Source organism: Streptomyces sp. NPDC088785 (assembly GCF_044750685.1).
Classification (GTDB): Bacteria; Actinomycetota; Actinomycetes; order Streptomycetales; family Streptomycetaceae; genus Streptomyces.
In genome coordinates, this window is record NZ_JBIVKH010000011.1 from 20,741 (window position 1) to 36,157 (window position 15,417).

Below are 15,417 nucleotides of genomic sequence, written 5' to 3' on the forward strand. Positions count from 1 at the left end.
CTGGCCTTCAATCGTTGCATACGCGCCGGTCCCGCCCGGCGGGCGGACCGCGCTCGCCGAACGGCTGTTACAGCACGCCGGAGCAGGGTAGGCGCCGGTCGTCGGGGGCCTGGCCCCCGGGGCGGAAGAGGTGACGCACATGCCGCACGAATCCCGCGAACTGCGGCTCGCCGCAACGCTGGTGGAGTTCACCGACACCCTCACCGGCGACTTCGACCCGGCGCTCCACTCGCGCCGGCTGGCCGACGCCTGCGTGGAGTTCGTGGGCGCGCGCGGGGCGGGCGTGACCCTGCTGGAGCCGGACGGGCGGCCCGGCCCGGTCGTGCACGGCGCCGGGCAGCCGCCGCCCGTGCGCGAACTGCTGGAGCGGGAGCGGGAGTCGGGGCCGGTGCGCGACAGCCTGGTGTCCGGCACGGAGGTGCTCGCCGCGCCCCTGGCGTCGCGGGAGGCCGCCGCCCGCTGGCCGGAATTCACCACGGCCGCACGCCGGTCCGGGATCGGCGCCGTGTACGCGGTCCCGCTGCGGCGGCACGCGACGCTGGCCGGCGCGGTCAGCGTGCACACCGCCCGCCCGGCCGCCGCCGGGGAGGACCTGGCGATCGTGCGGAGCCTGTCCGCCGCGACCACCGTGGGGCTGCTCAACCAGCGGGCCCACGCGCGGCACCGGACGCTGTCGGGGCAGTTGCGGGAGGCGCTCGCCAGCCGGGTGCGGATCGAGCAGGCGAAGGGGATGCTCGCCGAGCGCTGGCGCGTGTCACCGGACGACGCGTTCGAGACGCTGCGCGGGTACGCGCGCGGGCACCGGCTGCCGCTCGACCAGGTGGCCCGGGCGGTCGTGCACCGGGCGCTGACCGACGCGCAGTTGCGGCCCGGCGGGCCGGGGACCGGCTGAGCGGCGCCGCCCGCGCGCGCCGGGACCGCGGCGGCGGGCCTGCCCGTGCGCGGCTCGAACGCCCTCTACCCAGTGCGCCGCTTCCGGCTTAGAGTCGGTGTCAGTGGCCCCAGACTTCGGCCCGCAGGACCGGGAAGGCTCTCCGCGCGCGGAGAGTGGTTCTCCACCCGCCTCCCGCGCCGTCGCCGGGCAACTCCCGCAGCCCGCCGCGCGCGGTCGAGGACCGGCCCGGCCGGCGGCTCCAGGGGGAGCGGGCCGCCGGCCGGTCAGGTGCGACCGGCCCGTCACCGCGCCCGGCGCGCGGGCTCCTCGACCCCGGACAGGTACGCGGAGACGACGACGTTGGCCGTGTAGGTCCGCGACGCCTTGTCGAAGGTGCCGCCACAGGTGATCAGGCGCAGTTCGGCGCGGGCCGGGTCGTGCGGGCCGTACGCCCTGGCCGGGTCGAAGTGGGCGCGGTCGTAGACCTGGACCTCCTCGACGGTGAACGCGACGGCGGAGCCGTCGTCGCGCGTCACCCTCACGGTGTCCCCGGGCTCGGCCTCGCTGAGGTGGTAGAAGACGGCCGGCCGGGTCTCGGTGTCCACGTGCCCGACGAACAGGGAGGTGCCCCGCTCCCCCGGCCTCGCGCCCGCGCCGTACCAGCCGACGACGCCCGCCTGGTCGTAGGGCGGCGGGTCGACGGCGCCGCCGCCGTCGAGGCCGCGGGCGACGACGGGTGCCTGGATGTGCAGCGCGGCGACGTCGACGCGCTGCGGCTTCGCGCCCCCGACGGGCTTGTGGGGCGCGGGCAGCTCGGTCCCGAAGGGGCGGCCGACGGCGGCGGCGTCGCCGGTGGCGGGCCCCGAAAGGGAGACGTCGGTGGCCCCGCGGCCCCACAGCCACAGGCCGAGCAGGAGCACGGCCCAGGCGAACCCGGTGATCAGCCGGCCGGTGCCGGAGTGCTTGCTCACGGCGGGCTCACTGCCGTGCGGACCGGCGGCGCCGGACGCTGCGGAAGGCCACGGCGACGGCGGCGACCGCGGCGAGGACCAGCCCGATGACGGCGTGCCGGGTGCCGGGGCCCTCGCTGGTCACGGCGGCGCGGCCGGTGTGCGGGGCGGCCGCCGGGTGGGCCGCGGTGCCGCCGCCGCCGGCGTGCACGGGCGCGGTCGGGGTCGGCGCGGGGGTGTGGCCGCCGCGCAGCACCCGGACGCTGCCCCTGATCTCGGAGACGATGTCGTGGCCGGGGCAGACCACGAGGATGTCGTAGGTGCCGGGGGCGGCGGACGACTTCACCCGGGCCTCGCCGAACAGGGTGGGGCGGTCGGCGGAGGGCCCGAGCCGCACGGGCCCCGCGAAGGCCGCCGATGTGGCTCTGCCGGTCCTGCCGTCGCAGCCGGAGACCCGCAGGTCGACGTCGGTGCCCGGCGGGACGCCGAAGGGGGTGACGGTGACGGATCCGCCGCCCTCCGCGTGGGCCGGGGCCGCGGTGACCGGCAGCGTCAGCAGTACGGCGGCCGCGCCGGCGGCACGGAGAGCGAGCAGACCAGTACGCATCGTGAACCTCCTGTTACTGGCAGGTTCACGCGTCCGGCGGCATTCCGCATCCCGGGAGCCGCCGGGCGGAGGTCAGACCAGGTCGACGAGGTCCGCGATGGAGTCGACGACGTGCGACGGCGTGAACGGGTACTTCGCGATGTCGGCGTCGCTGGTCAGTCCGGTGCGGACGAGGAAGGTCTGCATCCCCGCCTCGAGACCGGCCAGCACGTCGGTGTCCATCCGGTCGCCGATCATGGCGCTGGACTCGGAGTGCGCGCCGATCGCGTTCAGGCCGGTGCGCATCATCAGCGGGTTCGGCTTGCCCGCGAAGTAGGGCTTCTTGCCGGTGGCCTTGGTGATGAGGGCGGCGACGGCGCCGGTGGCGGGGAGCGGGCCCTCGGTGGAGGGGCCGGTCTCGTCGGGGTTGGTGCAGATGAAGCGGGCCCCGGCGTTGATCAGCCGGACCGCCTTGGTCATGGCCTCGAAGGAGTAGGTGCGGGTCTCGCCCAGGACCACGTAGTCGGGGGCGTGGTCGGTGAGGACGTAGCCGATGTCGTGCAGGGCCGTCGTCAGGCCCGCCTCGCCGATGACGTACGCGGTGCCGCCGGGCCGCTGGGACTCCAGGAACTTGGCGGTGGCCAGCGCGGACGTCCAGATGTTGCCGACCGGGACCTCCAGGCCCATGCGGGTCAGGCGGGCCTGGAGGTCGCGGGCGGTGTAGATGGAGTTGTTCGTCAGCACCAGGAAGGGTTTGCCGGAGTTCCGCAGCCGCTTGATGAACGCGTCGGCGCCGGGGATCGGCACGCCTTCGTGGATGAGCACCCCGTCCATGTCGGTGAGCCACGATTCGATGGGCTTGCGCTCTGCCATGGGGTGCACTCCTGCGGTCTCGCTGCGAAACAAGTGAACTGTGGGGCGCCGGGACCACGCTGTGCCGACGCCCCACACCCTAATCAGGATTGGGTGATCGCGACCCCGTCGATGGTCCAGAACCAGTTGTTGCCGCCGGTGTAGCGGAAGCGGACCTGGGCCGTGGTGGCACCGGCGGGCACCTGGAGGGCGACGGTCTCGGTGCGGGAGGAGGTGTCGGCGGTGTACGTCTTCACGGCGACGGGGGCGGCGCCGCCGTAGGAGACGAGGACCTCGCCCTTCTGCGGGGACTCCTGGCGGTAGTAGGTGGTGTACGTGAGGGTGGCCGGGCGGCCCGCGGTGACCGGGTAGGCGGGGCTGATCAGGGTGGAGTCGAAGGAGCCCGTCACCGCCCTGTCGGACCACTCGTCGCCGTCGGCGACCGCGAAGACGCCGCGGGCCCGCACGTTGGACTCGCGCTGCTGGTCGCGTTCGGCCTTGGTCCAGAACTCGTCGGTGGTGAAGGTCCAGCCGCGCCACTCGGTGACGCCGCCGGTGCCCATCCGCGTGTTGTCGACCGACCAGCCGCTCGGCGGGGTGTGCGTGAAGCCGACGACGCCGGCGCCGATGCCGCTCTCGTCGACCGGTCCGGTGAGCTTGGCGCGCAGGCTGTCGAAGTCGTCGGGGCGCGGCTGCTGGATCGGGCGGCCGTCCAGGCCCCAGGCCGGGTCGAGGGCGATGCCGAGGTGGGCGAGGGCGCTCGCCGCGATGTCGGGCATCTTCACGTCGTAGCGGGTGGATCCGGCGGTGACGGTGCCGCCGACGGCGATCATGAACGTCTGCCGCTCGGGCCAGGTGGAGCCGCCGTGGCCGCCCGCGTCGGTGTGCCCGTGGTCGGCGGTGACGAGGATCAGCCAGTCCTCGGTCGCGTACGTGGTGCGGGAGGTGACCGCGTCGACCAGCTGGCCGACCTGTCCGTCGACGCCGTGGACGGCGTCCAGGTACTGCTGGCTGGCGGCGCCGTAGCTGTGGCCCGCGTGGTCGACGTTGTCGAGCTGCACGAACACCGCGTCGGGGTCGGCGCTCTTCAGCCGGGCCACGGCGCGGCTGGTGGTGCCGGTGTCGTACTCGGCGCTCGGCGTGGAGACGCGGGTGTCGACCTTCGCGGAGAAGACGGTGTCGGTCAGCGGCGCCCAGGAGGAGACGGCGTACGTCGACAGGGCGGGCTTCGCGGTCTCGATCCGGGTGAGGAAGTCCGGGTACTGGGCGAACCTGTGGCCGGTGAAGTCATTGTCCTTCACGTTGTGCTTGTCGGGCCACACCCCGGTGATGAGGGTGGACCAGCCGGGCCCGGAGAGGGTGGGGGCCAGCGGGTTGGCGTAGAGCGCGCTGGGGGCGGTGAGGCCGGCCGCCATCAGGGCCTTCAGGCGCGGGGCGTCGGCGTCCTTGATCCTGTTGAGGAGGGTGCCGTCGAGGCCGATGACCAGGACCTTGGGCGTCCGGGCGGCGCCGAGGGCGGTGGCGGGGACGGCGAGGGCGGCGGCCGCGGTGGCGGTGCCGATGAGGAGAGTGCGTCGGGAAATGCCGGGGGTGGTGCGCGACATGCGGTCCTCCGGTTCGAGGGGGCGCGGCGGGGGCGGCGCCCGGCGGGAGCACGGTCTCGGTCCAGACCCGTTATCGAACGGTGATGCTTCTGCCCGGTCCCGCGGGAGCGGGCGGGCCTGGTCCAACTCCGCCAGTACACAGGGGCGTTGGGCCAGACCCGTTATCTTCTGGTGACGCGGACGCGAATGGCCAGGGACATTCGGCACCGCCCGGTGGGCTCAACTGCCGGTCGCGGACTTCCAGTCGTCCACGTACGCCGTCAGGTTCTTGTCGATGTCGGCCCAGTCCGGCTCGAAGATCTCCACGCCGTCCATGATCTTGGCGAGGGCGATGGCGTTCTCGTCGGTGGCCTTGACGTCGGTGCGGGCGGAGAAGCCGCCGCCGATGGCGCTGACCTCCTGCTGCTGCTTCGCGGCGAGCAGGAAGTCGAGGAGCTTCTTGCCGTTGGCGGTGTGCGGGGCGTTCTTCACGAGCCCGGCCGCGTAGGGCAGCGCGAAGGAGGTCGGCCTGCCGCCCTCGGTCTTCGGGAACCAGATGCCGAGGTGGGGCATGTCCTTGGACTGGGCGTAGTTCATCTGCACGTCGCCGTTGGCGACGAGGAGTTCGCCCTTGTCGACCTTGGGGGCGAGCTTGCCGGTGGAGGCGGACGGACCGACGTTGTTGGCCTGGAGCTTCTTCAGGTAGGCCAGGGCGGCCTCCTTGCCCCCGAAGTCGTGCATCGCCTTGACGACCACGGCGGTGCCGTCGCCGGCGACCCCCGGGGTGGAGTACTGGAGCTTGTTCCTGTACGCGCCGTCGAGCAGCTCCTCCCAGGTGGCGGGCGGCGTCTTCAGCTCCTTCTTGTTGTAGACGAAGCCGAAGTAGTTGTTGACGACGGAGGTCCAGGTGCCGTCGGCGCCCTTGTCCGCGCCGTCGACCTTTTCGGCGCCCTCGGGGCTGTACCGGGCGAGCAGGCCCTTGCCGTCGGCCTGCTGGATGAACGGCGGCAGCGTGACGAGGACGTCGGCCTGCGTGTTCGTCTTCTCGCGCACGGCGCGCTGGACGACCTCGCCGGAGCCGCCCTCCACGTACTTGACCTCGATGCCGGTCTCGGCGGTGAAGTCCTTGAAGACCTTGTCGTACCAGCCGTCGCCGTTCTCGCCCTTGAGGCCGTCGGCGCTGTAGACGGTGACGACCTTCGCGTCGGAGGCCGCGGAGCTGCCGCCGCAGGCGGTCAGCGTGGCGGCGAGGACGAGGCTGCCGGCGACGGCGCCGACGGTGGTGAGCGTGTTTCTGCGCATGGCGAGGTGAACTCCTAGCAGGATCATGGCTGTCGGGGTGCGCGGGACGCGGGTGGCTCAGCGGTACGAGGCTCTGGTGCGGATCCGTGAGACGGCGAGCAGGACGATCAGCGTCGCGGCCATCAGGACCACCGCGATCGCCGAGCCGGTGAACAGCGAGCCGCGGTCGGTGGTCGCGTAGATCTGCACCGGCAGCGGCATCCAGTCCGGCGGGTAGAGCATCATGGTGGCGCTCAACTCGCCCATGGACAGGGCGAAGCAGAGTCCGGCCGCCGCGTTCAGGGACGGCAGCAGCAGGGGCAGCTTCACCTTCCACAGGACGTACGCGGGCCGGGCGCCGAGCGACGCGGCGGCCTGTTCGTACACCGGGTCCAGACGCACGATGGCGGCCGAGACCGACTGGTAGGCGAACGCCGTGACAAGAATCGTGTGCGCGATGATGACGATCCAGCGGGTGCCGTTGAGCAGCAGCGGGGGCTTGCTGAACGCCACGAGGACGGCGAGGCCGACCACCACGGACGGCACCGCGACCGGCAGCACGAACAGCGCGTCCATGACGCGCCGCCCGCGCCTGCCCAGCGCCGCGGCGGCCAGCGCCGCCCAGCCGCCGGCCACCAGCGCGAGGACGCTCGCCGTGACGGCGGTGACGAGGCTGGTGGTGAGGGCGGTGAGCGAGTCGCCGCTGGTCGCGGCGGTGTAGTGGCCGCCGGTGAAGCCCGACGGCAGGGCGCCGGACCAGTTCGTCGCGAAGGACGCGGCGACGATGACGAGCAGCGGCAGGGCGAAGAGCGGCAGGAAGAGGACGAAGAAGACGGCCCAGGCGGCCCACCTGCCCGGCTTTCCGTGTACGAGCATCAGCTGTCCTCTCCGGACCGGAACGGGCGCCCCGGGGGCGCGGGGAACGGCGCGGGCGGGCACGGGGCGCCCGCGGTCGGGGAACGCTCAGCCACCGACACGGCGACTCACCACCCGGTACAGCCCGTACAGCCCGACGGAGAGGGCCACGTTCACCACGGCGACCACGCAGGCCCCCGGGTAGTCCGACTCCAGGATGGCCTTGCCGTAGACGAGCATCGGCAGGGTGGTGACGCCCTTGGCGCCGGTGAACAGCACGATCCCGAATTCGTTGAGGCACATCACGAGCACCAGGGACCCGCCGGCGGCCAGCGCGGGCAGCGCCTCGGGCAGGATCACCTGCCGCACGATCCGCGCGGGCCGCGCCCCCAGCGAAGCGGCGACCTCCAGCTGCGCGGTCTCCACCTGGGAGAACGCGGCGAGCAGCGGCCGCATCACGAACGGCGTGAAGTAGGTGATCTCGGCGAGCAGCACGCCCCAGGGCGTGGTGAGGAACTGGAAGGGCCCGCCGGTGGCGCCGGTGACGTCCCGCCACAGGCCGTTGGCCATGCCCACCTGCCCGTACACGAAGAGCAGGGCGAGCGTGATCAGGAAGGACGGGAAGGAGAGGAAGACGTCGACGAACCGGGCGACGGCCCGGGCGCCGGGGAACGGCACGAACGCGACGATCAGCGCGAGCACGAACCCGAGGACCAGGCAGCCGGCCGTCGATCCGGCGGCGAGCCACACCGTCGTGCCGAGCGCCTCGCGGAAGGCGGTGGAGGCGAAGACGTCGGTGTACGGCGTCAGGGAGGTGCCGCCGGTGTCCGGCCGGAGGGACTGCCGGACGACGAGGAAGAGGGGGTAGAGGAAGACGACGGCGAGGGCGGTGACCGGGGGCAGCGCCCACACCCACGCGCCGCGCCACCGGGGCGGTGCGGACGCGGCCGGGGCGGGGGCCGGGGTCGGGGCCGGGGCGTCGAGCGTGGCGCTAGCCATCCTGGCCCACCCCCGCGCGCAGCAGCACCGCGTCCTCCGGCGCGAAGTGCACGGTGACCCGCTCCCCGAGCGCGGGCGGCCGCCGCAGTTCGCGGACGTCCGCCTTCACCTGGCGGCCGTCGACGTCGACGTGCAGCCGGTGGGTGGCGCCACGCCACTGCACCTCGGTGACGGTGCCGGTCAGGGCGTTGGGCCCGTCGCCGAGCCCGACGAGGTGCGGGCGGACGCAGAGCGTGGCGCCGGCGCCGGCCGCGACGCCGTCCGTGGGGATCTTCAGCTCGGCCTGCCCGAAGGCCACGGACCCCGAACCCACCTGTACGGGAAGGAGGTTGGCGCCGCCGACGAAGGACGCGGTGAACTCGGTGCGCGGGGTGCGGTACAGCTCCTGCGGGGTGCCGACGTCCTGGAGCCGCGCCCTGTCCATGACGGCGATCCGGTCGGCCAGGGTCAGTGCCTCGATCTGGTCGTGGGTGACGTACAGGATCGACACGTCGGGCAACTCGCGGTGCAGCCGCGCCAGTTCGGCCAGCATGCCGGAGCGGAGCTGGGCGTCCAGCGCGGACAGCGGTTCGTCGAGGAGCAGCACCCCGGGCCGGATGGCGAGGGCCCGCGCGATGGCGACGCGCTGCTGCTGGCCGCCGGAGAGCTCGCGCGGGTAGCGGCGCGCGTAGGCCGCCATGCCGGTGAGGTCCAGGGCCTCGGCGACCCGGCCGGGTATCTCGCCCTTCGGCACCTTCTGCGCGCGCATCCCGAAGGCGACGTTGTCGGCGACGCGCAGGTGCGGGAAGAGCGCGTAGCTCTGGACGACCATGCCGATCCCGCGCCGGTGCGGCGGCAGGCCGGTGACGTCGCGCCCGCCGATGAACACCCGGCCGGACGCCGGGCGGACGAACCCCGCGACGGCGCGCAGGGCGGTGGTCTTGCCGGATCCGGAGGGCCCGAGCAGGGCCATCACCTCACCGGGCTCGACGGTCAGGTCCAGGCCGTCGAGCACGGTGTTCCCGCCGTACGCGACCCGGACCCGGTCGAACCGGATGCCGCTGCGGCCCTGCGTCATCGGGTCTCCACTCCTGTGTCCTGCGGTGCTCTCACGGCACCCACGCTCCTCAAGGCGGGTGTCCCGGGCCGGTCCACCCGGCAACGGGACGGTGAACGGGCTCCCAAGGTTGGCCTAGACCCGTTACGTTCCCGTTATCAATATGCGTCGATCCGCCTCGCCCGGCGCCGGGGTGCCGCCGCTCCCGCTCGCGGCCGTCGCCTAGCGCCCGTCTCCGCCGAGCCGGGTGGTGAAGGAGAACCGGTCGCCCCGGTACAGCGTCCGCACCCGCTCGGTGGGGTCGCCGCCGGTGTCGTAGGAGACGCGGTGGATCAGCAGCATCGGGAGCGCGGGCGGGGTGCCGACGAGCAGCGCTTCGCGGGGGGTCGCGAGCACCGTCTCGATGCGTTCGTCGGCGGAGCCGAAGTCGATGCCGAGGCGTTCGTGGACGTACGAGTAGAAGGACGAGTCGGGGTCGAAGTCCCGGTCCAGGCGCGGCATCCGGGCCACGGAGACATAGGTGGACTCCAGGCCGACCCGCTCGTCGTCGGCGAGCAGCACCCGCTCCATGTGCCAGACCGGCGCGCCGCGCTCCACGCCGATCTCCGGCGCCAGCGCGGGCGGGCAGGGGAAGCGGTCGAGGCCGATGAGCGTGCGGCCGGGGCGGCGGCCCTGGCGGCGCACGCCCTCGGTGTACGAGGCCAGGGAGAGGGGCTGCTCCAGTTTGGGCCCGGCGACGACGGTGCCCCGGCCGCGGCGGCGCAGCCGTCCTTCGAGCAGCAGCTCGCGCAGCGCCTGCCGGACGGTCTCGCGCGCCACGCTGTGCCGCACGGCGAGATCGCGTTCGGTGGGCAGCGCCTCGCCCTCGCCGAGCTCGGCGATGAGCGCGCCGAGGTGCGCCTTCACGGCGTAGTACTTGGGGATCCGGCCGTGCTCGGGAATGCCGTCGCGCACGGGGGCGCCGGGGGCCTGGGCGTGCGGGTAGTTCGGGTGGTCCACGCGGGGATGGTCCCAGACGCGGGTGAACGGACCGGGTCACCGGCCGCCCGACGGCGCCGGAACGGCCGGTTCCGGGCGGGTGGGGAGGGGCGTGGGTGGCCCCCCCGGGGGGCGGATGGTGCGGGGTGCGGGTGGCCAGGGATACGGGTGGCGCGGTGCCGGGGTCCCGCTGTCGTGGGTCGCTCGCGCCGTTCCCCGCGCCCCCGGCGTCCTTCGATACTCCGGGTCAGAGCCGTGGCAGGCGCAGGCGGCGGGAGGCGAGGAGCAGGGCGGTGCCGGCGGCGAGGAGGGCGCAGGACGTGGCCCCGAGGGCGAGCAGGGAGGCGTCGCGGCGGCCGGTCCGCGCGAGCTGGTCCGGGCGGGACGGCGCGGGTGCGTCGGTCCCCTCGCGCCGCGGGGCCTCGCCGGTCTCCGCCGTCCCCCCGGTCTCGTCGGCGGCGGCCTCGGTGATCGCGAACCGGTAGCTGCCGGACTCCCCCACCCAGTCTCCGTCGTCGCCCCGGCGCTGGACGACGGCGGCGTCGGCGACGACCCGGCCGGGCGGCGCGGCGGCGGTGAAGGCGAGCCGGATCCCGACGGTCACCGTCCGGCCCGCGCCGACCGGGAAGCCGGGGAAGCCGTCGTCGAGGACGCCGATGTTCTCGTCCTCGGCGGTGTGCTCGAAGGACACGGGCCGCCAGCGCGTGCCGTCGTGGAACTCCATCCGGATCTGGCCGGGCCGCAGCCCGCGGTCCCGGTCGACGAGGACCAGGACGGGGTGGATGGCGGCGCAGTCGGTGCCGGTGGTGTTGGTGAGGTCGATCGACCAGCGGCGCGGGGCGTCACCGGGCTGGTAGGCGTCCGGCCCCGGGTGGACGCGGGCGTCGACGGGGAAGCGGGTGCCGTCGGCCGCCGCGTCGCAGGAGGCCTCGCGGGCGGCGGCGCGGGCGGCCGGGGTCCCGCCGTGCGCGGTCGCGGCGGGCGGTCCGGCGACCGCCAGCGCGGCGGCGGCCGCGGTGATACCGAGAGCGATCGGGCGGCGCAGTCGCATGCGGGGCCTTTGCTGGTCCGGGGTCGAGTGCTGGTCCGGGGTCGGGCGGTCGCGGGCCCAGCGCCCGCCGTGCCCCCGCACGCTGCCACGCCCGCCCGGCGCACCGGCCGCGCCACGACGGCATACGACCGCACCGTCATCACATAGCACCGGAACGGCCCCCTGTCGGAGCAGCGCCCCGACGCCGGGGCACCCGGCACCCGGCCCCCTGGGGAAGGGGGGCTCAGCCCTGAGGGGCGAGGAAGGCCCCGTCGCCCCGGCCGAAGAGCGGCGCGAGGATCAGCTGGGCGGCGCCCTCGACGACGAGGGTGGTGCCGCCGGGCGCCCCGCGCACCGGTATCGCCCGCCCCCCGCCCCCGCGCCGCGCCCGCTCCCCGAGCACCGCGCCGACGCCCCGCACGAACCGCTCCTCGGCGCCGGCCACGGTCCGCCCGCCGAGCAGCACGGCGTCGATGTCGAGCAGGCTCACCAGATTCCCGGCCCCCTCGCCGAGCACCCGCGCCGCCTCGTCCAGGCCGCCCGCGGTGCCGCGCGCCACGGCGGCCAGGCACAGCGCCTCGATGCAGCCGCGGTTGCCGCAGTCGCAGGGCGGGCCGTCCAGCTGGATCACCTGGTGGCCGAACTCCCCCGCCCCGGTCCGCGCCCCGCGGTACAGCTTGCCGCCCAGGACGAGCCCGGCGCCGAGCCCGCTGCCGAGGTGGAGGTAGACGAAGGAGCGGGCGCCGTCGCCGTCGGCCCCGAGGGCGAGACCGAGCGCCGCCGCGTTGGTGTCCTTGTCGACGACGACCGGCAGCCCGAGCCGCTCGGCGAGCGCGTCGCGCAGCGGGAAGCCGTCCCACTGCGGGAAGCCGGTCACCCGGTGCAGCACGCCGTCGGTGTGGTCGAGCGGCCCGGGCACGGCGACCCCGACGCCGAGCGCCTGCCGCACGGGCACCCCGTCGAGCAGCTGGTCCACCTCGCAGGCGGCGGCGCCGAGCACCGCCCCGGCGCCCGCGCCCAGGTCGAGCGGGGCCCGCCGGTTCGCGACGACCGTCCCCGACAGGTCGGTCAGGACGGTGTGCAGCTCGTCGCGGTCCAGGTGCAGCCCGATCGCGTGCCCGGCCTCCGGGACCAGCCCGAGGACGGTGCGCGGCTTGCCGCCGGTGGAGGCGCGCCGGCCCGCCTCCACGACCAGGCCTTCCTCCCGCAGCCGCGCGGTGATCTTGCTGACGGCCTGGGGGGTGAGCCCGGTGCGCTCGGCCAGTTCGAGCCGGCTGATCCCGGCGCCGCCCGCCGTGCGCAGCAGGTCGAGGACGAGCGCGGCGTTGTGCCCGCGCAGGGCGGTCAGGTTCACACCCGCGGTGGGCTTCACCTGCTGGGCATGCGCGACATGCGTGTTCACCCTGCCATTGTCCCTCCCGCTTGCACTTTGGCAACAGCGTTGTTTAAGTGGACGGCATGACTGGTACGAGTGCTTCCCTCCGCGTGGGCCTCATCGGCTACGGCCTCGCGGGCTCCGTCTTCCACGCCCCGCTGATCGCCGCGACCGAGGGCCTGACCCTCGACACGGTCGTCACGTCGAACCCGGAGCGGCAGGCCCAGGCCCGTGCCGAGCACGGCGACGGGCTCCGCTTCGCGGCCTCCCCCGACGAGCTGTGGGCGCGCGCCGACGAGCTCGACCTGATCGTCATCGCGTCCCCGAACAAGACGCACGTGGCGCTCGCGAAGGCGGCGCTCGCGGCGGGGCTGCCCGTCGTCGTCGACAAGCCGGTGGCGGGCACGGCCGCCGAGGCCCGCGAGCTGGCGGCGCTCGCCGACGAGCGCGGCCTGCTGCTCTCGGTCTTCCAGAACCGCCGCTGGGACAACGACTTCCTGACCCTCCGGACCCTCCTGAAGGACGGCGAGCTGGGTGACGTGTGGCGTTTCGAGTCGCGCTTCGAGCGCTGGCGTCCGCAGCCCAAGGGCGGCTGGCGCGAGTCCGGGAACCCGGAGGAGATCGGCGGGCTGCTCTACGACCTCGGCAGCCACGTCGTCGACCAGGCCCTGGTCCTCTTCGGCCCGGCCGTCGCGGTCTACGCCGAGTCCGACGTGCGGCGCCCCGGCGCCGAGGCCGACGACGACACGTTCCTCGCGATCACGCACGCGAACGGCGTCCGCTCCCACCTCTACGTCTCGGCGACCACCGCCCAGCTCGGCCCGCGCTTCCGCGTGCTCGGCTCGCAGGCGGGCTATGTGAAGTACGGCCTCGACCCCCAGGAGGCGGCCCTGCGCGACGGCAAGCGGCCGGTGGCCGGCGCGCCGTGGGGCGTGGAGTGCGAGTCGATGTGGGGCCGGGTCGGGTCCGGCGAGTCCCCGCTGACCGGTGGCGGCCGCCCGCAGCCGACGGTCGACGGCGACTACCCCGCGTACTACGCCGCCGTCGTCGCGGCCCTGCGCGACGGCGGCCCGAACCCGGTGCCCGCCACCCAGGCGGCGGACGCCCTCGACGTCCTGGAGGCGGCCCGCCGCTCCGCCGACCAGAAGGTGACGGTGACCCTGTGAGCACCCCTTCCGCCGCCCCCGACATCGCGACCCTGGAGGAGCAGGAGGCCCGGCTGGTCCTGGCCGGCTTCGACGACGACGCCGCCTGGCGGCTCGGGAACCTGCTGGTGGAGCTGGCCCGTGAGCGCCGGGCGCCGGTCGCGGTCGACATCACGCGCGGCGGCCGGCAGCTCTTCCGCGCGGCGCTGCCCGGCTCGACGCCGGACAACGACGCGTGGATCGCCCGCAAGCGCCGGGTCGTGGAGCGCTACCAGGTGTCGTCGCTGCTGGTCGGCACCCGGTTCCGGGCCAAGGGCACCACGTTCGAGGACTCCTCGCGCCTCGACCCGGACACGTACGCGGCCCACGGCGGCGCGTTCCCGATCACCGTGCGGGGCACGGGGGTCGTCGGCGCCGTCGTCGTCTCGGGGCTCCCCCAGGTCGAGGACCACGCCCTCGTGGTGGAGGCCCTGGGCCGCTTCATCGACGCGGGCTGACCCCGCGCCGCCTGCGCGCCGCACCGGCGATCGCCGCGCCCGCCGCCAGGGTGGCCGCGGCGATCCCGCCGAGCACGGCGACGCTCTCGGCCGACCCGGTCTCGGCGAGCTCACCGCCGCCGCCACCGGCACCGCCCTGCCCGCCACCGGTCCCACCCGCGCCCCCGGTACCGCCCCCGCTCGTCGCGGGCGTGCTGTCCGTGGGGCTGGGCGTGGGCGTCGGAGTCGGTGTGGGCGTCGGGGTCGGGGAGGGAGTGGGGGTGGGGGTGGGTGTCGGGCTGGGTGTCGGGGTGCCGTCGTCGTCGCAGGACGGCAGGTCGCCGACGAACGGATAGGCGTGGAACTCCTGGCCGCCGCCGCCCGTCGCCGCCGACGCGTGGGTCAGTGAACCGGCGGTGTAGAAGCGGCCGTTGAACCCGGACATGGTGACCGTGGCCGTACCGGCCGGGTTGCCCGCCAGGGTGCTGCCGGAGAACTGCGTGGTGCCCGCGAGGGTCACGTCCGTGGCGTCGGGGAAGTTCCACAGCAGCCGGTCCCGGAGCCCGGCCGGCAGCAGCGACTCGTACGTGTTGACCTCGCGCGCGTCCCCGTAGACGTTGACGAGCACGGTGGCGCCGGACGGGATCCCGGTGAAGGTCAGGCCCTCCTGGCCGCCGCCCCTGGCGACCAGGTCGAAGCCGACGTCGAAGACCTGGATCGCGGACCGGCCGTCGCCGGTGAAGACCGTGGTGCTGCCGTCGTTCACGGCCGTGCCGGTCGCGGCGCGGTGGGCGCCGGCCACGTACGCGTAGCAGCGGCTGGCGTCCCGCAGCTGCTCGCGCAGGGCCGTGTACGGCGCGGCGGCACCGGCGTCGCGGACGTGGTCGGTCTCGACGGTGCCGGTCAGCGGGCCCGCGTGCCGTACGACGCCGTGCGCGGTGGCGTCCTCGACGGCGAGCCGCTCGCCGGGCGCGACGGTGACGCTCCCGCCGGTGGTGAGGAAGTCCGTTCCGTCGGGCGGCGGGACGCGCGAGCCGACGCCCGCGACGCCCACGTTGTAGATCTGCGAGACCCCGGGGTCCTTGTCCTGGTCGAAGTCGCCGAGCACGACGACCTTGCCCTCGGCCTCCGCGGCGGAGCGCCGGACGCGCATGTCCCCGCCGACGAAGACGTTGATGTTGCCGTCCCGCCCGGTCGGGGCGCCGTTGTTCGGGTCCGGGTACGTGTCGGGGCACTGGCTCCCCAGGCAGGGCCCGAGCCCGCCCGGCAGCGGATCCGCGACGGCCGTCCCGGCGGCGCCCCCGGCCAGCAGGGCCGCCAGGGCGGCAACGGACAGGGGCCGGCGACCGCCACGCACACGCGCGCTGATTTTTCCCATAGGCGCACTATGTGAAGAC

Annotated in this window: 15 protein-coding genes; 3 read left to right on the forward strand and 12 right to left on the reverse strand. The window is 74.7% G+C overall.

Annotation, left to right across the window (positions count from 1 at the left end; all coding sequences use genetic code 11):
* Positions 1-139: 139 nt before the first annotated feature.
* Complete coding sequence (locus tag ACIP5K_RS25980) at positions 140-892, forward strand: ANTAR domain-containing protein (protein ID WP_401413182.1); 753 nt, start codon at positions 140-142, stop codon at positions 890-892.
* 284 nt (positions 893-1,176) lie between these two features.
* On the opposite strand, the gene ACIP5K_RS25985 is transcribed toward ACIP5K_RS25980, so the two are convergent.
* The 11 genes from ACIP5K_RS25985 to ACIP5K_RS26035 form a co-directional block, all read right to left on the reverse strand.
* The gene (locus tag ACIP5K_RS25985) at positions 1,177-1,845 is read right to left on the reverse strand and encodes a class F sortase (protein ID WP_401413184.1); all 669 of its coding nucleotides are present in this window, start codon (positions 1,843-1,845) and stop codon (positions 1,177-1,179) included.
* A 7-nt stretch (positions 1,846-1,852) separates the two neighbouring features.
* Entirely contained in the window at positions 1,853-2,431 is a 579-nt protein-coding gene (locus ACIP5K_RS25990; RefSeq protein WP_401413186.1) for a hypothetical protein, read from the reverse strand.
* 72 nt (positions 2,432-2,503) lie between these two features.
* The gene (locus tag ACIP5K_RS25995; RefSeq protein WP_401413187.1) at positions 2,504-3,283 is read right to left on the reverse strand and encodes an HAD-IIA family hydrolase; all 780 of its coding nucleotides are present in this window, start codon (positions 3,281-3,283) and stop codon (positions 2,504-2,506) included.
* An 83-nt stretch (positions 3,284-3,366) separates the two neighbouring features.
* Entirely contained in the window at positions 3,367-4,866 is a 1,500-nt protein-coding gene (locus ACIP5K_RS26000; protein ID WP_401413189.1) for an alkaline phosphatase family protein, read from the reverse strand.
* A gap of 219 nt (positions 4,867-5,085) precedes the next feature.
* Complete coding sequence (locus tag ACIP5K_RS26005) at positions 5,086-6,147, reverse strand: 2-aminoethylphosphonate ABC transporter substrate-binding protein (RefSeq protein ID WP_401413191.1); 1,062 nt, start codon at positions 6,145-6,147, stop codon at positions 5,086-5,088.
* 57 nt (positions 6,148-6,204) lie between these two features.
* The gene (locus tag ACIP5K_RS26010) at positions 6,205-7,002 is read right to left on the reverse strand and encodes an ABC transporter permease (RefSeq protein ID WP_401413193.1); all 798 of its coding nucleotides are present in this window, start codon (positions 7,000-7,002) and stop codon (positions 6,205-6,207) included.
* Positions 7,003-7,089: 87 nt separating this feature from the next.
* The gene (locus ACIP5K_RS26015; RefSeq protein WP_401413194.1) at positions 7,090-7,980 is read right to left on the reverse strand and encodes a 2-aminoethylphosphonate ABC transporter permease subunit; all 891 of its coding nucleotides are present in this window, start codon (positions 7,978-7,980) and stop codon (positions 7,090-7,092) included.
* On the reverse strand, positions 7,973-9,037 hold the full coding sequence (locus tag ACIP5K_RS26020) for an ABC transporter ATP-binding protein (protein ID WP_401413196.1): 1,065 nt from the start codon (positions 9,035-9,037) through the stop codon (positions 7,973-7,975). The genes ACIP5K_RS26015 and ACIP5K_RS26020 overlap by 8 nt, the downstream gene beginning before the upstream one ends.
* A 201-nt stretch (positions 9,038-9,238) precedes the next feature.
* Entirely contained in the window at positions 9,239-10,015 is a 777-nt protein-coding gene (locus ACIP5K_RS26025) for a GntR family transcriptional regulator (RefSeq protein WP_401413198.1), read from the reverse strand.
* A gap of 226 nt (positions 10,016-10,241) precedes the next feature.
* Positions 10,242-11,045 (reverse strand): hypothetical protein, encoded by an 804-nt coding sequence (locus tag ACIP5K_RS26030; protein ID WP_401413200.1) that lies wholly within the window; start codon positions 11,043-11,045, stop codon positions 10,242-10,244.
* 223 nt (positions 11,046-11,268) lie between these two features.
* Positions 11,269-12,426 carry an ROK family protein gene (locus tag ACIP5K_RS26035; RefSeq protein WP_401413202.1) on the reverse strand — a complete coding sequence of 386 codons (1,158 nt, stop codon included), beginning with the start codon at positions 12,424-12,426 and terminating at the stop codon, positions 11,269-11,271.
* Between the two features lie 56 nt (positions 12,427-12,482).
* On the opposite strand from ACIP5K_RS26035, the gene ACIP5K_RS26040 reads away from it, so the two are divergent.
* Both ACIP5K_RS26040 and ACIP5K_RS26045 read left to right on the forward strand, forming a co-directional pair.
* A complete protein-coding gene (locus ACIP5K_RS26040; RefSeq protein WP_401413204.1) occupies positions 12,483-13,565 on the forward strand; it encodes a Gfo/Idh/MocA family oxidoreductase in 1,083 nt (360 codons plus the stop codon).
* On the forward strand, positions 13,562-14,041 hold the full coding sequence (locus ACIP5K_RS26045; protein WP_401413206.1) for a heme-degrading domain-containing protein: 480 nt from the start codon (positions 13,562-13,564) through the stop codon (positions 14,039-14,041). The genes ACIP5K_RS26040 and ACIP5K_RS26045 overlap by 4 nt, the downstream gene beginning before the upstream one ends.
* On the opposite strand, the gene ACIP5K_RS26050 is transcribed toward ACIP5K_RS26045, so the two are convergent.
* Positions 14,025-15,398, reverse strand: a complete 1,374-nt coding sequence (locus tag ACIP5K_RS26050; RefSeq protein ID WP_401413208.1) for a choice-of-anchor A family protein — start codon at positions 15,396-15,398, stop codon at positions 14,025-14,027. The two genes, ACIP5K_RS26045 and ACIP5K_RS26050, sit on opposite strands and share 17 nt — an antisense overlap.
* Positions 15,399-15,417: the final 19 nt, after the last annotated feature.